18 protein-coding genes are annotated in these 19841 nt (G+C 62.4%); 13 read left to right on the forward strand and 5 right to left on the reverse strand.

Translation table 11 applies throughout. The features are described from left to right. Position 1 precedes the first annotated feature (1 nt). Positions 2-838, reverse strand: coding sequence for an IclR family transcriptional regulator (locus tag H8F22_RS14795; RefSeq protein ID WP_194940372.1), 837 nt, complete (start codon positions 836-838; stop codon positions 2-4). A gap of 242 nt (positions 839-1080) precedes the next feature. Between H8F22_RS14795 and H8F22_RS14800 the strand changes: the two genes are divergently transcribed. From H8F22_RS14800 to H8F22_RS14840, 9 genes are all read left to right on the forward strand, one after another. Further along, a complete protein-coding gene (locus H8F22_RS14800; RefSeq protein WP_027925047.1) occupies positions 1081-2100 on the forward strand; it encodes an ABC transporter ATP-binding protein in 1020 nt (339 codons plus the stop codon). Further along, positions 2097-2966, forward strand: a complete 870-nt coding sequence (locus H8F22_RS14805) for an ABC transporter permease (protein ID WP_059182559.1) — start codon at positions 2097-2099, stop codon at positions 2964-2966. Before H8F22_RS14800 ends, H8F22_RS14805 begins: the two co-directional genes overlap by 4 nt. 6 nt (positions 2967-2972) lie before the next feature. Beyond that, positions 2973-3767, forward strand: coding sequence for an ABC transporter permease (locus H8F22_RS14810; RefSeq protein ID WP_027925045.1), 795 nt, complete (start codon positions 2973-2975; stop codon positions 3765-3767). A gap of 7 nt (positions 3768-3774) precedes the next feature. After that, positions 3775-4065: a (2Fe-2S)-binding protein gene (locus H8F22_RS14815; protein WP_027925044.1), complete on the forward strand. Its 291-nt coding sequence runs from the start codon at positions 3775-3777 to the stop codon at positions 4063-4065. 157 nt (positions 4066-4222) lie between these two features. Continuing rightward, the gene (locus H8F22_RS14820; RefSeq protein ID WP_194940373.1) at positions 4223-5581 is read left to right on the forward strand and encodes an FAD/NAD(P)-dependent oxidoreductase; all 1359 of its coding nucleotides are present in this window, start codon (positions 4223-4225) and stop codon (positions 5579-5581) included. Then, on the forward strand, positions 5578-6693 hold the full coding sequence (locus H8F22_RS14825; protein ID WP_194940374.1) for an NAD(P)/FAD-dependent oxidoreductase: 1116 nt from the start codon (positions 5578-5580) through the stop codon (positions 6691-6693). Before H8F22_RS14820 ends, H8F22_RS14825 begins: the two co-directional genes overlap by 4 nt. Before the next feature lie 18 nt (positions 6694-6711). Beyond that, a complete protein-coding gene (locus H8F22_RS14830; RefSeq protein WP_194940375.1) occupies positions 6712-7758 on the forward strand; it encodes an ABC transporter substrate-binding protein in 1047 nt (348 codons plus the stop codon). A gap of 172 nt (positions 7759-7930) precedes the next feature. After that, positions 7931-9061 (forward strand): cell division protein ZapE, encoded by a 1131-nt coding sequence (gene zapE, locus H8F22_RS14835; RefSeq protein WP_027925040.1) that lies wholly within the window; start codon positions 7931-7933, stop codon positions 9059-9061. An 80-nt stretch (positions 9062-9141) separates the two neighbouring features. Further along, entirely contained in the window at positions 9142-10455 is a 1314-nt protein-coding gene (locus H8F22_RS14840; protein WP_059182553.1) for a leucine-rich repeat-containing protein kinase family protein, read from the forward strand. 125 nt (positions 10456-10580) lie between these two features. Here the strand turns inward: H8F22_RS14840 and H8F22_RS14845 are convergent, their stop codons facing one another. Beyond that, positions 10581-11288 carry a YebC/PmpR family DNA-binding transcriptional regulator gene (locus tag H8F22_RS14845; protein ID WP_027925038.1) on the reverse strand — a complete coding sequence of 236 codons (708 nt, stop codon included), beginning with the start codon at positions 11286-11288 and terminating at the stop codon, positions 10581-10583. A gap of 232 nt (positions 11289-11520) precedes the next feature. Here H8F22_RS14845 and H8F22_RS14850 point away from each other — a divergent pair, with 232 nt between their 5' ends. Then, entirely contained in the window at positions 11521-12921 is a 1401-nt protein-coding gene (locus H8F22_RS14850) for a type VI secretion system Vgr family protein (RefSeq protein ID WP_194940376.1), read from the forward strand. Here H8F22_RS14850 and H8F22_RS14855 read toward each other — a convergent pair. Together H8F22_RS14855 and H8F22_RS14860 are read right to left on the reverse strand one after the other, a co-directional pair. Continuing rightward, entirely contained in the window at positions 12918-14309 is a 1392-nt protein-coding gene (locus H8F22_RS14855; protein ID WP_027925036.1) for an FAD-dependent oxidoreductase, read from the reverse strand. The genes H8F22_RS14850 and H8F22_RS14855 overlap by 4 nt on opposite strands. 69 nt (positions 14310-14378) lie before the next feature. Further along, a complete protein-coding gene (locus H8F22_RS14860; RefSeq protein ID WP_194940377.1) occupies positions 14379-15704 on the reverse strand; it encodes an MFS transporter in 1326 nt (441 codons plus the stop codon). Between the two features lie 267 nt (positions 15705-15971). Between H8F22_RS14860 and H8F22_RS14865 the strand changes: the two genes are divergently transcribed. Then, complete coding sequence (locus H8F22_RS14865; RefSeq protein ID WP_027925034.1) at positions 15972-16844, forward strand: LysR family transcriptional regulator; 873 nt, start codon at positions 15972-15974, stop codon at positions 16842-16844. Positions 16845-16872: 28 nt separating this feature from the next. Here the strand turns inward: H8F22_RS14865 and H8F22_RS14870 are convergent, their stop codons facing one another. Next, positions 16873-17733: a LysR substrate-binding domain-containing protein gene (locus H8F22_RS14870; RefSeq protein ID WP_027925033.1), complete on the reverse strand. Its 861-nt coding sequence runs from the start codon at positions 17731-17733 to the stop codon at positions 16873-16875. A gap of 109 nt (positions 17734-17842) precedes the next feature. Between H8F22_RS14870 and H8F22_RS14875 the strand changes: the two genes are divergently transcribed. Together H8F22_RS14875 and phnX are read left to right on the forward strand one after the other, a co-directional pair. Beyond that, on the forward strand, positions 17843-18952 hold the full coding sequence (locus H8F22_RS14875) for a 2-aminoethylphosphonate--pyruvate transaminase (RefSeq protein ID WP_027925032.1): 1110 nt from the start codon (positions 17843-17845) through the stop codon (positions 18950-18952). A gap of 57 nt (positions 18953-19009) precedes the next feature. Continuing rightward, positions 19010-19837 (forward strand): phosphonoacetaldehyde hydrolase, encoded by an 828-nt coding sequence (gene phnX, locus H8F22_RS14880; RefSeq protein WP_194940378.1) that lies wholly within the window; start codon positions 19010-19012, stop codon positions 19835-19837. The last annotated feature ends 4 nt before the right edge of the window (positions 19838-19841 follow it).

Below are 19841 nucleotides of genomic sequence, written 5' to 3' on the forward strand. Positions count from 1 at the left end.
TTCAGCCCTGCCCAAACACCTGTGAAGGCCGGCGCAGCAGCGGATCGAATGGATTAATCCGCGGCCCGATCATCGCCGCTTCGCGCTTGAGCATCTCCACCACCGTCGGCAATCGATCCGGCCCCAGCCGGTCACTCACCGTCGCCACGCTCAACGCCGCCACCGCCCGCCCCTCTCGATCCAGAATCGGCACCGCCACCCCGGCCATGCCTTGCAGCACACCGGTGTTGCGCCCCGCATACCCCAACGCACGCACGTTCTCGACCTCCGAGCGCAGGAACACTTCGTCGTACAAATGGAAATCCTTGAGTCGCGGCAAGTTGTAGTGGATCACCGTATCGCGCTCCTCCTCCGGCAGGAACGCCAGAATCGCCAGGCTGCCCTGGCCCACGCCCAGCGCCACGCGCCCGCCGATATCGCCGGTGAACGTGCGGATCGGAAACGGCCCTTCGCTGCGGTCCAGGCAGATCGCGTCAAAACCGCTGCGCGCCAGTAAAAACAACGAATCCCCCAACGACGCCGAGAGCCGCAGCAACGACGGCCGCACCAGTTCACGCAGGTTGCCGGTATTGCCCGCTCGCGCCGCCAAGGCAAAAAAATCCAGGCTCAGGCGATAACGTTTGCTGCGCACATCCTGCTCGACCATGCCCTCGTCCATCAGGCTGCGCAACAAACGGTGCGTGGTCGGTTGCGACAAGCCGATGCGCTGCGCCAGTTGTGTCACGCGCTCCCCGCCCTCGACGGTGTCACCGAGGCTGCGCAACACGGCAAACAATCGGGAGACCGCACCGACACCGACTTCATTTTTGTTTTCATTCCGCTCAGTGGAATTTGACATGTGGTTTCTCGACAATAAATTTACTCATTGAATGAAATCGAAAATAGTCATCGCTTCAGTGAAATAGGCCATTGAGCCCATCCTAGTCTTCGTCCTAATCTGCGTCCACAGGGGCGATTCGAACAACAGCGGCAGCCGACTCCAGTCGAGCGCCAACGCACCCCGCAAGACCTTTTCGTATCTGCCCATACAAAAAAGCGCGCCTTCGGGTGACGCATAACAATCTCAGGTGGAGCGCAGTCATGGCTTTTGTGCAACTTGAAGGACTCGGCAAACGTTACGGTGAGATCGACGCCGTCGTCGCCACTAACCTCTCGGTAGAGAAAGGCGAGTTCGTGTCCCTGCTCGGTCCGTCCGGGTGCGGCAAAACCACCACCCTGCAAATGATCGCCGGCTTCGTCGAAGTCACCAGCGGTCGCATCCTGCTCGACGGCCGCGACATCACTCACGCCAAACCCGCCAGCCGTGGACTGGGCGTGGTGTTCCAGAGTTACGCGCTGTTCCCGCACATGACCGTCAAGGACAACGTCGCCTTCGGCCTGCGGATGCGCAAAGTGCCCGCCGCCGAGTTGCAGCAACGCGTGGCCCGGGTGTTGAAACTGGTGCGCCTGGATCAACACGCCGAGCGTTATCCCCGCGAGCTTTCCGGTGGTCAGCGCCAGCGTGTGGCACTGGCCCGGGCCTTGGTGATCGAGCCGCCGGTGTTGCTGCTCGACGAGCCGCTGTCCAACCTCGATGCCAACCTGCGCGAAGAGATGCAGTTCGAAATCCGCCGCATCCAGCGCGAAGTCGGGATCACCACGCTGATGGTCACCCACGACCAATCCGAAGCGCTGTCCATCAGCGACCGCGTGGTGGTGATGCAAGCCGGGCGCATCACGCAAATCGACGCGCCTTACACCCTCTACGAACATCCGCGCACCGAGTTCATTTCCGGCTTCGTCGGCAAAGCCAACCTGCTGCCCGGCGAGCGTGACAGTGCCGGCGTGGTGCAGGTGCGCAGTGGCGGCGACCTGACCCTGAGCCTGCGCCCGGAAAAAATCGATCTGCGCGAACAAGATCACGGGCGTCTGCAAGGCAAGATTGCCAGCCGCTTCTTCCTAGGAAGCCAATGGTTATACGGCGTCTCCACGGCCTTGGGTGACATCAGTGTGGTGCGTCGCAACGACGGCTCGACGCCGCTGAACGAAGGCACGGCGGTCGGCCTCGACTGGGATGCAAAGTTGCTGCGGGTGCTGACGGTCGACGAGGTGTCGGCATGAGTACGTTGGCCGCCGTTCGCCAGGGGCGTCAGGGCTACTTGTTGTCGGCACCGGCCCTGGCGTTGTACATCAGCCTGTTGGCCATCCCGCTGCTACTGACGCTGGTGTTGTCGTTCAACGTCTTCGACTACAGCTCGGGGATCAAGAGCGACGCCTACACCCTCAGTCACTACAGCAGCCTGCTGGGCGACCCGTACTTCTACGAAATCTTTCTGCGCACGATGTGGATCAGCGCCCTGACCACCCTGCTGTGCGTGGTGATCGGCGTGCCCGAGGCTTACATCCTCAGCCGCATGGGCGCGCCGTGGCGTTCGATCTTTCTGATCTTGATCCTCACGCCGCTGCTGATTTCGGTGGTGGTGCGCGCGTTCGGCTGGAGCCTGCTGCTCGGCGCCGACGGCCTGGTCAATCAAACCCTGCAAGCCTTCGGCGGTTCGCCGATGAAGCTGCTGTACACGCCGTTTGCGGTGGTGATTGCGCTGGTCCACGTGATGCTGCCGTTCATGATCATTCCGGTCTGGACCTCACTGCAGAAACTCGACCCGGCCGCCGAACAAGCCGCGATGTCCCTCGGCGCCAGTCACTTCACGGTGATGCGCCAGGTGATTCTGCCGCAGATCATGCCCGGCGTTCTTTCCGGCACCTTGATCGTGTTCGGCCTCGCCGCCAGCTCATTTGCGATCCCCGGCCTGCTGGGCGGGCGTCGCCTGAAAATGGTCGCCACGCTGATCTACGACCAGTACCTGTCGGAGCTGAACTGGCCGATGGGCGCGGCGATTGCCGTAGCGCTGCTGGTGCTCAACCTGCTGATCATGCTGTCGTGGAACCGGATGATCGAAGGCCGCTACAAGAAGTCATTGGGATAACTCGTCATGTCCAAGAACGGTCCTTTCGCCCTGCTGTTTCACGCCCTGGTGGTGCTGTTCATGCTCGCGCCGCTGGTGGTGGTCTGCCTCGTCGCGTTCACCCCGGAAAACACCCTGAGCCTGCCGACCACCGAGTTTTCCCTGCGCTGGTTCCGCGCGGTGTTCGAGCGCGCCGACTTTGTCGATGCGTTCTACAACAGTTTGATCCTGGCGTTTTGCGCCGCCAGCCTGGCGACCCTGATTGCGGTGCCGGCGGCGTTGGCAATCACCCGTTTCGAGTTTCCCGGACGGGATTTTTTCAACGGTCTGTTCCTGTCGCCGATCATCATTCCACACCTGGTGCTGGGCGTTGCCTTGCTGCGTCTGTTTGCGCTGATGGGGGTCAACGGCAGCTTCGCCTGGCTGATTTTCGCCCACGTGCTGGTGATCACGCCGTACGTGCTGCGACTGGTGCTGGCGTCGGCCATTGGCCTGGACCGCAGCGCCGAACATGCCGCGCAATCCCTCGGCGCCGGGCGCTTCACGCTGTTCCGGGAAATCACCTTGCCGATGATTCTGCCGGGCGTTGCGGGGGGCTGGTTGCTGGCGTTCATCAACAGCTTTGACGAGGTCACGCTGTCGATTTTCGTCACCTCGCCGGCCACGCAAACCCTGCCGGTGCGCATGTACGTGTACGCCACCGAATCCATCGATCCGATGATGGCGGCGGTGTCGGCCCTGGTGATCGCGCTGACCGCGCTGACGATGATTCTGCTTGATCGGGTCTACGGCCTTGATCGGGTGCTGGTGGGAAAACAATGAGGGCGCCATGGCTTTGCTGAAACGACTGGCCGAGGGCGACCGCCCGGCCGTGAACTTTACCCTCGACGGCCAACCGGCCAGCGCCCTGCTCGGCGACACCGTGCTGACCGCGGTGCTGACCTGCAGCGAGCACCTGCGCGGCAGCGACTTCAGCGCCGAACCCCGCGCCGGGTTCTGCCTGATGGGCGCGTGCCAGGACTGCTGGGTCCGCCTGGGCGACGGCCGACGCGTCCGCGCGTGCTCGACGCTGCTTGAAACCGACCACCACATCACCCGCGAACCAGGGCGCTCGCTATGAACACCGTGTCTATCTGCCGAAACCTCCCCCCCTGTGGGAACGGGCTTGCCCGCGATGGCGGACTTTCAGCCAACATCGATTTTGAATGTGCGATCGTCATCGCGGGCAAGCCCGCTCCCACAGGGATTTTGTGGCTGTCGGCTAAAGGGTGGTGGGTATGAAGAAGCCTGTGGTCATCATCGGCGCCGGCCCCGCCGGGATTCGGGCGGCGCAGACGCTGGTGGCACATGGCGTTCGCCCGGTGTTGCTGGATGAAGCCGCGCGCGGTGGCGGGCAGATTTATCGGCGTCAGCCGGCCAACTTCAAGCGCTCGGCGGTCAAGTTGTATGGCTTCGAAGCACGCAAGGCCAAGGCGCTGCATCAGACCCTCGATACCCTGGGCGAACAGCTCGACTATCGGCCCGACACCCTGGTGTGGAACGCCGAAGCGGAGGCGCTCGACACGCTGCATGAAGGCCGCGCCGCACGCATTGAGTTCTCCCGCTTGATTGTCGCCACGGGCGCCACCGACCGCATCCTGCCGGTACAAGGCTGGACGCTGCCAGGCGTCTACAGCCTCGGTGCCGCGCAGATCGCCCTGAAATTCCAGGGCTGCGCCATTGGTGAACGCGTGGTGTTCGCCGGCAGCGGCCCGTTGCTGTACCTGGTCGCGTACCAATACGCCAAGGCCGGTGCGAAGGTGGTCGCGGTACTCGACAGTTCGCCGTTCAGTGCCCAGGTCCGCGCCCTGCCCGGCCTGCTCGCGCAACCGGCCACGCTGGCTAAAGGCATTTATTACCGCAGCTGGTTGAGCGCTCACGGCATCCCGGTGCATCAGGGTGCCACCTTGCAACGCATCGAGGGCGAACATCGCGTGCGGTCGCTGAACTGGTCCGACGCAAAGGGCGAACATCAAATGGCATGCGACGCCGTCGCGTTCGCCCATGGCTTGCGCAGCGAAACCCAACTCGCCGATTTGCTCGGCTGCGAATTTGCCTGGAACCCGCTCAACCGCGCCTGGCTACCGCAACGTGACAGCGCCGGACGCAGCAGTGTCGCCGAGGTGTACCTGGCCGGTGACGGCGCCGGGATCATGGGCGCCGATGCCGCGAAAATGGCCGGTGAACGAGCCGCCTTGGCGGTGCTCGAAGACAGCGGCCACCTGATCGCGCCACAGCGCTGCGTCCAACTCGAGCAATCGCTCACCCGGATAAACACCTTTCGCAAAGGGCTGGAACAGGCCTTCATCTTCCCCGAACACTGGGCAGCCCAAACCGCTGACGAGGTGATGATCTGTCGCTGCGAAGAAGTGCGCGCCGGTGACATCCGTCAGGTTGTGCGCGAGGGCCACTGGGAAATCAACCGGGTCAAAGCCCATTGCCGCGCGGGCATGGGTCGCTGCCAGGGGCGGATGTGCGGCGCCGCCACCGCAGAAATCATTGCCGGTGAGAGTCAGCGTGCCGTGTCGCAGATCGGTCGGCTGCGCGCACAGGCGCCGGTCAAGCCGCTGCCGTTTGGCCTGGAGGTCGAATCGTGATCGAAGTCGATGCGATCATCATCGGCGGCGGCATTGTCGGCGCCTCGGCCGCCCTGTTCCTCAGCAAAGCCGGACGTCGCGTGGCGTTGCTGGAGCGGGACTTTTGCGGCTCGCATTCCAGCGGTGTGAATTATGGCGGCGTGCGGCGTCAGGGTCGACCGCTGTCACAACTGCCCTTGTCGCAACGGGCACACGAGATCTGGGAACAACTGCCACAGTTGATTGGCATTGACGGTGAATATCAACGCAGCGGTCATTTGAAGCTCGCACGCAGCCTCGACGACTTGCGTGCGTTGCAGGATTACGCCGCCAGCAGCCAGGGTTTCGGCCTCGATTTGCAGCTACTGGATCGCGCTGAATTGCGCGCACGTTTTCCCTGGGTCGGCGACGTCGCCGTGGGTGCTTCGTATTGCCCCGACGACGGTCACGCCAACCCGCGACTGGTCTCACCCGCCTTCGCCCAAGCCGCGCGGCGCCACGGCGCACAGGTGCATGAACAGTGCGCCGTCACTGCGGTGGAGCACGACGGCCAGTGCTTTCGGGTCAGCGCCCACAACGGTCTGGAACTGCACGCGCCATGGCTGCTGAACTGCGCCGGCGCCTGGGCCGGCCACCTCGCCGAACAGTTCGGCGAAGCAGTGCCCATGCACGCCGGGCACCCGGCGATGCTGGTCACCGAGCCGTTGCCACTGGTGATGAACGCCAGCACCGGCGTCGAAGGCGGCGGCATTTATGCCCGTCAGGTCGCTCGCGGTAATTGCGTGCTTGGCGGTGGACAGGGCTTTGCCCTCGACGCGGCCCGCGCACGCCCCGGCCAGCAGGCGGTGATCGAAATCCTGCGCCAGGCCGTCGAGCTCTATCCATTTCTTGAAGGCGCCCAGGCGATTCGCACCTGGAGCGGCACCGAAGGTTATCTGCCCGACCGCCAACCGGTGATCGGCCACAGCAGCACGCAACCCGGTCTGTTGCACGCGTTCGGCTTTGCCGGCGCGGGTTTCCAGATCGGGCCGGCGGTGGGCCAGGCGCTCACCGAGATCATCTGCAACGGCGCCTCGTCGACGTCGCTGGATGCGTTTTCCATCACCCGGTTTCACTCCATTTCCGTAGCTTGATAGAGGAAGGTCGCGCCAATGAATCATTTCAAACGCACTGCACTGCTCGGATTTTCATGCCTGAGCGCCCTGCTCACGGTGACCCAGGCTCACGCCGAGCCGACGCTTTACCTGGGCATGAACGGCGGGACCATGGAGCGGCTGTACGCCGACAAGGTGTTGCCGGTGTTCGAAAAAGCCAACAACGTCAAAGTGGTCATCGTGCCCGGCACCTCCGCCGACATCCTGGCCAAGGTCCAGGCCAGCAAAGGCAACCCGCAGTTGCACGTGATGTTCCTCGACGACGGCATCATGTACCGCGCCATCGCCATGGGCCTGTGCGACAAACTTGAGGACAGCCCGACCCTGGCGCAGATTCCGGCCAAGGGCCGAATCAAGGACCAGGCCGTGGCAGTGAGCCTCGGCGTCACCGGGCTGGCGTACAACACCCGGTTGTTCAAGGAAAAAGGCTGGAGCGCGCCGACGTCGTGGATGGACATGGCCGACCCGCGCTTCAAGGACAAACTGGTGTTCCAGTCGATGGCCTCGTCGACCTTCGGCCTGCACGGTTTCCTGATGTTCAACCGCATTCAGGGCGGCAGCGAAACCGACGTCGAGCCGGGATTCAAGGCCTGGCCGAACACCGTCGGGCGCAACGTGCTGGAATACATTCCGAGCTCGGCGAAAATTTCAGAAATGCTTCAGACCGACGAAGCCGCGCTGTTCCCGTTGACCCCGACTCAAGTCACCGCGCTGAAGCTCAAAGGCATGCCGGTCGAGTACGCGCAACCGAAGGAAGGCGCCGTGGTGCTCAACGTTGCCGAGTGCGCCATCGCCAACAATACCCAGCCGGAACTGGCACAAAAACTCGCCGCGTTCCTGCTGACGCCTGAAGCGCAAGCCGCCGCACTTGAAGACGGCGACCAGATCCCCTCCAACCCGAACACCCCGACCACCGACAAGACGCGCGGCCAGGTCGAGGCGATGAAGCATTACCTGGAAACAGCGATTGCCATCGATTGGGACCAGGTCAACGAACAGCGCCCGGCGTGGAACGCACGCTGGAATCGCAGCATCGAACGCTAGATAACCGCCCCCGCACCCAGCTCGGCAGCCACACGATTGATGTAGCAGCTGTCGAGCTCCAGGGGTCTACCCGATTCGTCCGTCGACATGACTGGATGGGTAATTACCCATCTGGTTACACTACGCCGCCGCTGCTCGGGGAGCCGGCTGACGACTTCGGGGTGACATGACAATGGCCGCTCGACTGCCCAACCGTTCGCGACTGACTCCACGCTTGCCTTCCTTGCGCAGCCTTTTCGGCAAGGCGCTTGCCGCCCCTGCCAGCGGTACGGCGGCCGGTAAAGCCGTCCACGATTACTTCCGCCAGAAAGCCCATGCCCAGGGCTACACCCTCAGTCACAGCCAGCAGCGAGTGATCGACTGCATGGCGCAACACGCCACGGCGCTGCTTGGCGCGTCGACAAAAACGCTTCCCGGTCTCTATTTGCATGGCGCAGTCGGTCGCGGCAAGAGCTGGTTGCTCGACGGCTTTTTCCAGGCGATTGCGGTCGAGGAAAAACAGCGACTGCACTTCCACGAGTTCTTTGCCCGCTTGCATCAGGGCATGTTCACCCACCGCGATCAGCCCGATGCGCTGGCCTTCACCCTCGATGAACTGCTGAGCGACTGCCGGGTGCTGTGTTTCGACGAGTTTCACGTCCATGACATCGGCGATGCGATGCTCATCACGCGGCTGTTCAAGGCGCTGTTTCGTCGCGGCATTCTGCTGCTGGTGACGTCCAATTATCCGCCGGAAGGTTTGCTGCCCAACCCGCTCTACCACGCCCGTTTCAAGCCGGTCATCGACCTGATCCACGCCCGCTTGCAAGTGATGGAAGTCGGGGGCCCGCATGACTACCGCAGTCAGGTCAGATCCCATGCGCAGCAGGTGTTTACCCAAGGCCGGTATGTCTGGCCGGGCAGCGTGACGCAACGGCAGGCGTTGAACCTGCCCGAACGCGTCACCCCGCCGCTGCAATTGGCGGTCGGCACCCGGCACCTTCAAGCGCGGCATTGCGAAGAGCGGACCATCGGGTTCACCTTTGGCGATCTGTGCGATCACCCCACGGCGGTCATGGATTATCTGGAGTTGTGCCGGCGTTTTGATCACTGGATCATCGACGACCTGCCCAACCTCGCCGACTGTTCGATGGCCGCGCAGCAGCGGTTCATCAATCTGATCGACGTTCTATACGATCAGGACAAACACCTGACACTGCTCGGCCAGCAATCGTTGCGCGAAAGCCTGGGCGGCGATGCCATCGACCTGGCGCGCACGCGCAGCCGCTTGGGTCAGTTGCTGGAAGTACGCGCACCGGCCTGACAGACGAGCCTCCTTTACCGCTATCATGTCGCCCATTTCCAGGCCACCGCGCCTTCCCCTGATCAATAGCGAACCCGCCCATGGATACCCTCGCCCAATTGCGCGCCGGCCAATTGACTGGCATCACCCGCCTGGACCTGGCCTGCGGCCTGACAGAGTTCCCTCGGGAAATCTTCGACCTGGCGGACTCGCTGGAGGTGCTCAACCTCAGCGGCAACGCCTTGCGCAGTCTGCCGGATGACCTGCATCGCCTGACCCGGTTACGCGTGCTGTTCTGCTCGGACAACCTGTTCACCGAACTGCCCGCGTGCTTGGGCCAATGCGCCGCGCTGACGATGATCGGCTTCCGCTCCAATGCCATCGAAACGGTCCCCGCCGCCGCGCTGCCGCCGTTGCTGCGCTGGTTGATCCTGACTGACAACCGCATCACTGAACTGCCCACGGAACTGGGCGACCGCCCGAACCTGCAAAAACTCATGCTCGCCGGCAACCGCTTGCAACGCCTGCCCCGCAGCCTGAGCCAGTGCCATCGACTCGAGCTGATCCGCATCGCCGCCAATCAGTTCAAGGAACTGCCCGAATGGCTACTGGCCCTGCCCAGCCTGACGTGGCTGGCGTATGCCGGTAATCCGCTGGAAACCGAAGCGGATGCCGCAGCGCTGCAAGCCACTCCGCGGATTCCCTGGGAGCAACTGCACCTGGAGCAGCAATTGGGCGAAGGCGCTTCGGGGGTGATTCATCGGGCCACCTGGGCGCAACCGGAGCAACCGGCCACGCAGGTCGCGGTCAAGCTCTACAAGGGCGAAATGACCAGCGATGGTTCACCCCTGCACGAAATGAACGCCTGCATCACCGCCGGCCTTCACCCGAACCTGATCCGCGTCGAAGGCCGAATCGTCGATCATCCCGAGCAACAAGCCGGGTTGGTCATGCAACTGATCGATCCGAGTTATCGAAACCTGGCCGCCCTGCCAAGCCTGGCGTCCTGCACGCGGGACGTCTACACCGATGACACCCGCTTCAGCGCGGGCGTGGCATTGCGTATCGCCCATGGCGTCGCCTCGGTGGCCAGGCATTTGCACCAGCATGGCATCACCCACGGCGACCTCTACGGCCACAACATCCTGTGGAACGAGGACGGTGATTGCCTGCTGGGGGATTTTGGCGCGGCGTCTTTCCACGCAACCTGCGACAGCCCTGAAAGCCGGGCGCTGCAACGGATCGAGGTGCGGGCATTTGGGGTGTTGCTGGGGGAGTTGCTGGAACGCATCGACTCGGGGTTGAGCGAGGTTGCGCGTGAGGAGTTGGAGGTGTTGCAGGAGCGCTGCTGTCACCCTGAGGTGCTGAAGCGGCCGGGGTTTGGCGAGATTGTGCGGGAACTTCAGGATCGGTGACCGCTGCGGGTCAATCGTCGGAACGCCGCCCGGAGACAGGCTCACTCCTACCTTGGATCTGTGTATGACGCAGACCCGTGCAGGAGTGAGCCTGCTCGCGATAGCGGTATTACTGAAGCAACAAATTACCCAGCCAGACCGACAAACATATCCTGCACATCATCATGGTTGTCGAGGCCTTCCAGGAACGCTTCAACCTCAGCCATCTGCTCATCGCTCAAACCGCTGACCGGATTCTTCGGCTGGTAGCCCAGTTTCGCCGACAACACCGTGAAACCTTGCTCCGGCAGTGCTTTTTGCACCGCGTCCAGGTCCGCAGGTTCGGTCAGGAACAGGGTCGTGCCCTCTTCTTCGCCCGGTTCAAAATCCTGGGCACCGGCTTCAATCGCCGCCATTTCCGGATCGGCATCCGGAGTGTCCGGGGACGCTTCGATCATGCCGACATGGTTGAAGTCCCACGCCACGGAACCGGAAGCGCCCAGTTGGCCCTTACGGAACGCCACGCGGATTTCCGCTACGGTGCGGTTGATGTTGTCGGTCACGCATTCAACGATCAGCGGTACCTGATGCGGGGCAAAGCCTTCGTAAGTCACGCGATGGTATTGCACGGTTTCGCCCAACAGGCCCGCGCCTTTCTTGATCGCGCGATCGAGGGTTTCCTTGGGCATCGAGGCTTTCTTGGCCTGTTCAACCACAAGTCGCAGGTGTGCGTTGGTGGCGGTATCGGCGCCGTTACGCGCAGCAATGGTGATTTCTTTCACCAGTTTGCCGAAGATCTTGCCCTTGGCGTTGGATGCCGCTTCTTTGTGTTTAACCTTCCACTGTGCGCCCATTACTCACTCTCTTGATCTGTGGCGCCGAGACATCTATTGGCCGACGCGTTGCGCAAGTTTATACGGCCTAAAGTTGGCAATCGACCAAAAAATGCGCCGGGTCCACCGGCTTCACCGATCGACATTTTCGCCAGCACTCGTAGGGCGATTCTGAAACAGCGATTTGCGGTGACCATTGAGCGGCGCGGTTTCGTACCCTTCGCGTCCGCAATCCAAGGCAGAAGCGCACTCGATGCACAACGACAAGGAAAGTCTCTACACCCTGACCCTCCTCGACAGCGGTTTAAGCCTGCAGGTGTTGACATTCAGTGGCACCGAAGGCCTGAACCGGCCCTACTGGTTCGACATTGAAGTGATTGGCCTGGCACCGGCGATGAACCTAGACCCGTTGCTGCAACAACCGGCCCTGCTGACGATGGGCGATCGCACCGCTGTTCACGGCATTCTTCATAGCGCCAGCCGTGAACACCGCGGCCCGCATTGCATCGGCTATCACCTGGTGCTGGTGCCTTACCTGCAAACCCTCGACCGTCACCGCTGTCGTCGGGTGTTTCATCACCTCAGCGTGCCGGCCATCCTGCGTCAATTGTTCCAGGAGCATGCGCTGCCCGAGGACAGCTATCGTCTGGAACTGGCCACCGTGCACTACCCGCCCCGGCCGTTTTGCATTCAATACGAAGAGTCCGACCTGACACTGATGCAGCGGCTGTGCGAAGAAGAAGGCATCCACTATCACTTCGAACAGCAGTGCAATGGGCATGTGCTGGTACTGGCGGATGACAGCCAGACATTCCCCCAGGAGCCGCTCGTGCTGCCCTTTCAAGAGGATGCGCCCAGCGAGACGTCTTTGCCGGTGATCAGTGAGCTGTCCCAACGTCATAACGCACGTGTCCTGCCCACCCGCCGCGTTGCCAACAATCGAGGATTTCAGGCATCGGGTGACGGCGCCGCCAACCATACCTTGGCCAAGACATCCCCCTTCACCGGTCGCCCCGCCCCCGAGCAGGCGCACCGCGAGCAACTCAGTCGCCGGTCACTGGAGCGTCTGCGTTGCCAGCATCGACAGATTGAAGGCCGAAGTGATCACGCCGGCTTGCGCAGTGGCAGCATCGTGCAAGTGATGGAACATCCCCTGTCGGGCTTCAACGATCAGTGGCTGATCACCGACGTCCAGCACGGCGGGCAACAGCCTTCAATCCTCGCCGACCAACGTCCCCGTCGCTACAGCAATCAGTTCACCGCCATTCCCTGGTCAACGGAATTCAGGCCCGCGCTCACGCAACCCCGGCCGAGCATTCCAGGCTATCAGAGGGCGTTAGTGCTGGGCGTCGCCGGACAACCGGCAGCGCTGGATGAGCAACATCGAATCCACGTGCGGCTGTGGCCAGCACTAGAAGAGGACGCGGATGAATCCATCGGCCTGTGGCTTCCCGTGGCCCTCGCCACACCGCAAGGCGGGATTGATCCCTCCAGCCTGCCCCTCGCCGGCACCGAAGTGCTCATCAGCTTTCTCGACAGCGACCCGGATCGCCCGGTGTTGTGCGCCACCGTCTTCCACCCGACCAAGCCCCGCGCCGCCTATCCACCGCGCAGCGATGGGCGATTGCTGCTCGATTGGCTGATCAATCGCTAGCCCTTGTCCGCCTTGCCGGCCGCCGCGGCAAACTTGGCCAGGCGTACGTCCAGGTGCCGTGGCCTGCGGCCGTGATCTTCGGCGCGCTCCTTGCGGCGGATGGCGTTGCGCACCATCAGGGAACCGAGGTAACGAATCGGCTCCGGCGGAAAAAACCCTAAAGGACCGTTCACCAATGGTGAACGGGTCCAGGCATTGTCCAGCCCCAGGACCATCGAGGCCAGAATCTGCCCGCCCATGTGGCACGGGCCAACGCCGCTGCCGGAATAACCGAACCCGTAGAACACATTCCCGCTGGCGCTCATCTGGCCAAAGAACGGCAGACCGGTGACCGAACGATCCGACGGACCATTCCAGGTCGCCTCGACCCTGGCGTCGGCAAACGCAGGAAAGAACTCGTTCAGGCTGTCTTTCAACAACCCGGCGTACGGAGACGGCTGATCGAACACCGGCAACATCCGCCCGCCATAGGCGAAGGTGTTGCCGCCCTTGCCGAGCATGATCCGGCCGTCCGGGGTGTTGTGGTAGTAGTGCACGAAAATCCGCGAATCAAGCACGGTGACGCCGCTGGTCAGGCCGATCTCGTCGAGCAGATCGGGGCGCGGCTCGGTGATCAACATGTCGCTGGAGACAATCGCCACGCTGCGCTCGAACTGCGGGAACGCCCGGGCCATCCAGGCGTTCATTGCCAGCACCACCCGGTCTGCGCGAACGGTGCCGTTGCGGGTTTGAATCCCCGCTGGCTTGCCCTCCTCCAACCCGGTCATCGCAGTGTTCTCATGAATGCTCACGCCCAACTGCAACGCCACCCGCCGCAAACCGCGCACCAGTTTCCCGGGTTGCACGCTGGCGGCCGCCGGGGAAAACCAGCCCTCCAGATGCTTGCTGGAACCGGCCATGCGTTGCACGTCGGCGACCGGGCGCTGGGTGAACGAGTTGATGCCGTTGCGCTCCAGCGCGGCAATCACCGCATCGGTCGAGCCACACTGGGCGCGATTGGTCGCGGTGTAGAGCGTGCCATCGAGGCGGTAATCGGCCTCCACGCCATACTGTTCGCAGAAGGTGCCAATCGCGTAAATGCTGCGCTCGGATTCCTTGACCAGGCGTACCGCCTCCTCGACACCGAACAGTCGCTCGAGGGTGAAATACTTGGCCGACCACGACAACGCACAACCGCCGTTGCGGCCGCTGGCACCGGCCCCGCAGATGTCGGCCTCGATCAGCACCACATCGAGTTCCGGGTTCTGCTCCTTGAGCATGATCGCCGTCCACAAACCGGTGTAGCCGCCACCGACGATGCACACGTCTGCACGGGTATCGCCGTCCAGCGCCGGGCAAATGTCGGACGTATCAGCCTTTAAGGCCTGGTCCAGCCAAAAGGGTCTCATGGGGAAATCTCCAGTCAGATGCCCACACGCCAGCCTGCCGCCCGTGCAGCAGGCTGCGAGGGACAGGATTCAGGTACGCAGGGGTTTGATCGCCATCGCCTGATTGGGCACGAAGGGATAGTTGGTACGCAGGCCAGCCGGGCGGCTGTTCCAGTGGGGAATCAACACCAGGGCCGAGAACAAGGCGCAACCGGCGAAGACGATGAACACGGTGACCGAGTCGAAGTAGCCCGGCAGCAATCCGCCAAGAATCGCCCCGACCGAACCGCAACCGTTGACGAAACCCGCTGCCGTCGCGCCCGCCTTGGCGGTGCCGAAATCAATCGCTGCCGCACCGCTGATCATCGAGTCCGGCCCGTACAGGGTCAGGCCCATGACAAACAACAGCACGACCACCAGCAAGACGCTGCCGGTGTGCAAGGCGCCCATGAACAAGGCCAGGGTCACGGTCAGCGCCAACAGGCTGAGGACGCAGGCCGGCATGCGGCGCGCACCGAACACTTTGTCCGACGCCAGACCCAGCAGGATCGGCCCGAGCAACCCGGCCAGTTCAAACGCGGTCGGGATGATCGCCGCGCCGACCTTGCCCACCGTCGGCATTTGTTCGAACACGATCACCGGGCCCCATAGCAGAATCGCGTAACGCGCCGGTTTCAGCAGAAAGTACGCCAGGCCCAGCACCAGCACCGTGCGGTTGCGCAGGATTTCCTTCAAGGGTTCCAGGATGCTGATCTTGCTTTGCGCGTCAGCCTCTTCGGCGGTCAACTCGGGTTCGATGTCCACCGCCGGCAGGCCGACGTCTTGCGGTGTGTTGCGTTGAAAAATAAAAAACAGCACGGCGACCAGCCCAACCACCGCCGCACTGGAAATGAACGCCGCATGCCAGGTGCCGATCAGCGTATACGCCCACCAGCCCGCAAACGGCGATGCCACCAGCCCACCAAAGGCATAGCAGGAACTCCATAACCCCAGCACCCTGCCGCGCTGCTGCGCGGGGAAGAAACTGCCGAGGTTTTTGCACAGCCCGGACCAGCCGGTGGACTGCGCCAACCCTTGAATCAACATGCAGGTGGCGAAGATCGGCAGTGTCGCGTAAGTGCCCATCACCAGCGCTGCCGCCGCCGAAATCAGTAACCCGCCGAGCACCACGACCCGTGGGCCAAAGCGGTCGGCGAGCATGCCCCAGGTGAACTGCCCGAGGGCGTACGCCGCCAGGTAGATCGCGTCGAGGTTGGCCATGGCCATTTTGTCGAGCATGAAGGTGGGGTCTTCGGCGATCCCCAGTTTGGCCACGGAAAATGCTTTGCGGGTGAAGTAGAAAGCGGCGTAGGCGAGCCAGGTGATCGCGAAGATCTGCACGCGCCAGCGCTTGATGGTGCCGATGGGATTGTTCATTGTGGTTCTGACCTCAGGGTGTGAGTGTGCCGGCAGAATTGGAAGAAAACGCCTGTGTTTTTATTGTTGAGCACTGCGGTATCGCGGATTCCCTGTCGCGATACCGGTCAGATGAGTCCTGCTGTTGCACGCACAGACTCATGGCCACCGCGGCTGTTCGACTGACCAGTCACCGGGGCTGAGGTGGATAAAAACAATTACTGATTAATAAGTGAAATCGATTTATCGTATTTCCAAAATAAGCTCAGCTTGTTACTGGAGGTTTCGATGTCGGTTTCCCACGCCCAACTCAAAGCCTTCCACGCCGTGGCCGTCCACGGAAGCTTTACCAAAGCCGCCGAGCGGCTATTCCTCACGCAACCGGCGATTTCCGACCAGGTGCGCAAACTCGAGGAGCGCTTCGGTGTGTTGTTGTTTCACCGCAACAAACGCTCGGTGCGCCTGACGGATCTGGGCGAGCGCTTGCTCGCCATCACGCAACGGCTGTTCGTGATCGAGGCCGAAGCCCAGGAGCTTTTGCAGGACTCTCAAGCCTTGCAGACCGGCAGCCTGATCCTCGCGGTGGATGCGCCGGTGCACGTGCTGCCGCAGATCGCGCGGTTCTGCGAACGCTATCCGGGCATCAGCGTGAAGATTGAAACCGGCAACACCGATGAGTCGCTGTTTCGTCTGTTCAACTATCAGGCCGACCTGGCGTTGTTGGGCCGGGATGTCAGTGATGAACGGCTGATCTCGCTGCCATTGCGCAATGACCCGATGGTGGCGTTTGTTTCACGCCATCATCCGTGGGCGGATCGCGAATCGATCTGCCTTGCGGACCTGGATGACACGCCGTTGGTGCTGCGTGAAATCGGTTCGGTGACACGCCAGACGCTGGAAGAGGAAATGGCCCGGGCGGGGTTTCGCATTCGCCCGGCGATTCAGGTGGAAGGACGGGAAGCGGCGCGGGAGGCGGTGGTGGTCGGGATTGGGGTTGGGGTGGTGTCGGCCGCCGAGTTTGGTGCCGACTCAAGGGTTTGCGCGTTGCCGATTACTGATTGCAAACGGCGGCTGACGGAGACGCTGGTGTGCTTGCGTGAGCAGAGTTCGCGGCGGGTGGTGGCGACGTTTCTGGAGATGGTTCGCGAGAGTCTGGTGTAGGCAGGCCCGCGATAGCCGCACCTCGTTTCTAACTGACCGGCGCCAGATCAAAAAACGCCTGAATCAAGCGCAAATCCCGCCGCCGCTCCATGCACCCGATCATGTGCCGGTTAACCAACCCCTCGCCCACAATCGGCACCGCCGCCACCCGTGGGTCATGGCTGACTTCCACCGACGACACCACCCCCACCCCCAACTCCGCCGCCACCGCCTCGGTCACTGCTTCACGACTGTCCAGCTCCAGCAACACCCGTGGACTGACCTTCGCCGAATCGCAGGCCTGATCGAACGTGCGTCGGGTAATCGAACTCGGCTCACGCAACACCATGATCACCTGATCCAGTTCCTTGAGCTTCACGCTGGAAGCTTTCGCCCAACGATGACTTTGCGGCACCAATGCGCAAATCCGCGATTCGCTCAGTGCCTGTAAATGCAGGCCCTTGCGCGGTTCAACCTCGGTCAACACCGCCACGTCGGCGTGCTCGGACAATAACGCCGCCAGGGTTTCCTGGGCATTGCCCAGCCGCAGGTTGACGGTGATGCCGGGGTAGCGCGCGCGCAGACTGGCCAGCATCGGCATGACCATGTGCGGCCCGTCTGCCGCCACTTCAAGCCGTCCGGTCAGCAACTGCCGGTTCGCTTCGAGCATCACCTGTGCCTCTTCCGCCAGGCCGAACATGGCCCGGGTGATCGCGGCCAGTTTGGTGCCCTCCTCCGTCAGCTCCACCCGTCGTGCGGTACGGCGCAACAAGGTGATCTGGTAATGCTCTTCCAGGGCCTTGATGTGCCCGGTCACCGCCGGCTGACTAATGAACAACCGCGCGGCGGCGCGGGTAAAGCTGCCTTCGCGGGCCACGGCATCAAAGGCCCGAAGCTGAAACAGGTTCATGAATAAACCTCACTGATGGCTGGCATAACAACAAACAATTTGATTGATAGCACGGCAAATTGCAATTTATGTCCCGTAGCTTCATCCCATCGAATGCGAGGACACGAGAATGAGTACTGCCGAACCCATCCTGCTTACCCCCGGCCCACTGACCACATCGGCCCGCACCCGTCAGGCGATGATGGTCGACTGGGGTTCATGGGATGACCGCTTCAATCAACTGACCGCCAGCCTGTGCGAGCAACTGCTGGCGATCATCAACGGCGGCACCAGCCACCACTGCGTGCCCCTGCAAGGCAGCGGTACTTTCGCGGTCGAGGCAGCGATCGGCACGCTGGTGCCCCGCAATGGCAAAGTATTGGTGCTGATCAACGGCGCCTACGGCAAACGCCTGGCGAAGATCTGCGAAGTGCTCGGCCGCTCCTTCAGCACCTTCGAAACCGCTGAAGACGAACCGACCACCGCCGCCGACGTCGACCGTCTGCTGCACGCCGACGCCAGCATCACCCACGTCGCACTGATTCACTGCGAAACCAGCACCGGCATCCTCAATCCGCTGCCGGAAATCGCCAACGTCATTGCGCAACACGGCAAGCGCTTGATCATCGACGCCATGAGCTCTTTCGGCGCGCTGCCGGTGGATGCGCAACAGGTGCCGTTCGACGCCCTGATCGCCGCGTCCGGCAAATGCCTGGAAGGCGTACCGGGCATGGGCTTCGTCTTTGCTCGCAAAGAGTCGTTGGCCAACGCCGCCGGCAACTCGCACTCGCTGGCGATGGACCTGTTCGACCAGCACACCTACATGGCCAAGACCGGTCAATGGCGCTTCACCCCGCCGACCCATGTGGTCGCGGCGCTGCACGAAGCCTTGCTGCAATACAACGAAGAAGGTGGCCTGCCGGCGCGGCATCAGCGCTATGCCGACAACTGCAACGTGTTGCTGGAAGACATGGCCCGGCTCGGTCTGCGCAGCTTCCTGCCCGCCGCGATTCAGGCGCCGATCATCGTCACGTTCCACGCGCCGAAAGACCCGCGTTACCAGTTCAAGGAGTTCTACGAACGGGTCAAGGCCAAGGGATTCATCCTCTACCCCGGCAAATTGACCCAGGTTGAAACATTCCGCGTCGGCTGCATCGGCCACGTCAACCAGGCCGAGATGCACGCGGCCGTGGCGGCGGTTGCCGAAGTCCTGCGCGAGATGGAAGTGTTAGAGATCTGACGCACAACCATCTGCTACACAAATTTGCTCATCATTCCAACAGACAGGATTTGAGACATGAACTACGCAAACCCAACAAAACTCCAGGCCGCCATCCTCGACTGGGCCGGTACCGTCGTTGACTTCGGCTCCTTCGCTCCCACCCAGATTTTCGTCGAAGCCTTCGCCGAGTTCGACGTCCAGGTCTCCATCGAAGAAGCCCGCGGACCGATGGGCATGGGCAAGTGGGACCACATCCGTACCCTGTGCGATCAGCCACAAGTCGCTGAGCGTTATCGCGCCGTGTTCGGCCGCGCACCGACCGACGATGATGTCACCGCTATCTACAAACGCTTCATGCCGCTGCAAATCGAAAAAATCGCCGAACACTCGGCCCTGATTCCGGGCGCACTGGACACCATCGCCACCCTGCGTCAGCAAGGGATCAAGATCGGTTCGTGCTCCGGCTACCCGAAACAGGTCATGGACAAAGTGGTCGAGCTGGCCGCCACCAACGGTTACGTCGCCGACCACGTGGTCGCCACTGACGAAGTCCCCAACGGTCGCCCTTGGCCGGCCCAGGCCCTGGCCAACGTCATTGCGCTGGGCATCGACGACGTCGCCGCCTGCGTGAAGATCGACGACACCGTGCCGGGCATTCTCGAAGGTCGTCGTGCCGGCATGTGGACCGTGGCGCTGATCTGCTCGGGCAACGCGCTGGGCCTGGACTACGAAGGCTATCGCACCCTCGGCAGCGATAAGCTGGACAGCGAACGCAAGCGCATCCACGCGATGTTCGAAGGCTCGCGTCCGCACTACATGATCGACACCATCACCGACTTGCCGGAAGTAATCGCCGACATCAACAAGCGCCTGGCGAATGGCGAAATGCCGCAAAGCAGTTGATCGC

Origin of the sequence: Pseudomonas mucoides (assembly GCF_015461845.1) — a bacterium.
Taxonomy (GTDB): Bacteria; Pseudomonadota; Gammaproteobacteria; order Pseudomonadales; family Pseudomonadaceae; genus Aquipseudomonas; species Aquipseudomonas mucoides.

Coding starts and splice junctions, on each gene's coding strand:
- H8F22_RS14795 (WP_194940372.1), bottom strand. CDS start 838: ATGTCAAATTCCACTGAGCGGAATGAAAACAAAAATGAAGTCGGTGTC.
- H8F22_RS14800 (WP_027925047.1), top strand. CDS start 1,081: ATGGCTTTTGTGCAACTTGAAGGACTCGGCAAACGTTACGGTGAGATC.
- H8F22_RS14805 (WP_059182559.1), top strand. CDS start 2,097: ATGAGTACGTTGGCCGCCGTTCGCCAGGGGCGTCAGGGCTACTTGTTG.
- H8F22_RS14810 (WP_027925045.1), top strand. CDS start 2,973: ATGTCCAAGAACGGTCCTTTCGCCCTGCTGTTTCACGCCCTGGTGGTG.
- H8F22_RS14815 (WP_027925044.1), top strand. CDS start 3,775: ATGGCTTTGCTGAAACGACTGGCCGAGGGCGACCGCCCGGCCGTGAAC.
- H8F22_RS14820 (WP_194940373.1), top strand. CDS start 4,223: ATGAAGAAGCCTGTGGTCATCATCGGCGCCGGCCCCGCCGGGATTCGG.
- H8F22_RS14830 (WP_194940375.1), top strand. CDS start 6,712: ATGAATCATTTCAAACGCACTGCACTGCTCGGATTTTCATGCCTGAGC.
- zapE (WP_027925040.1), top strand. CDS start 7,931: ATGGCCGCTCGACTGCCCAACCGTTCGCGACTGACTCCACGCTTGCCT.
- H8F22_RS14840 (WP_059182553.1), top strand. CDS start 9,142: ATGGATACCCTCGCCCAATTGCGCGCCGGCCAATTGACTGGCATCACC.
- H8F22_RS14845 (WP_027925038.1), bottom strand. CDS start 11,288: ATGGGCGCACAGTGGAAGGTTAAACACAAAGAAGCGGCATCCAACGCC.
- H8F22_RS14850 (WP_194940376.1), top strand. CDS start 11,521: ATGCACAACGACAAGGAAAGTCTCTACACCCTGACCCTCCTCGACAGC.
- H8F22_RS14855 (WP_027925036.1), bottom strand. CDS start 14,309: ATGAGACCCTTTTGGCTGGACCAGGCCTTAAAGGCTGATACGTCCGAC.
- H8F22_RS14860 (WP_194940377.1), bottom strand. CDS start 15,704: ATGAACAATCCCATCGGCACCATCAAGCGCTGGCGCGTGCAGATCTTC.
- H8F22_RS14865 (WP_027925034.1), top strand. CDS start 15,972: ATGTCGGTTTCCCACGCCCAACTCAAAGCCTTCCACGCCGTGGCCGTC.
- H8F22_RS14870 (WP_027925033.1), bottom strand. CDS start 17,733: ATGAACCTGTTTCAGCTTCGGGCCTTTGATGCCGTGGCCCGCGAAGGC.
- H8F22_RS14875 (WP_027925032.1), top strand. CDS start 17,843: ATGAGTACTGCCGAACCCATCCTGCTTACCCCCGGCCCACTGACCACA.
- phnX (WP_194940378.1), top strand. CDS start 19,010: ATGAACTACGCAAACCCAACAAAACTCCAGGCCGCCATCCTCGACTGG.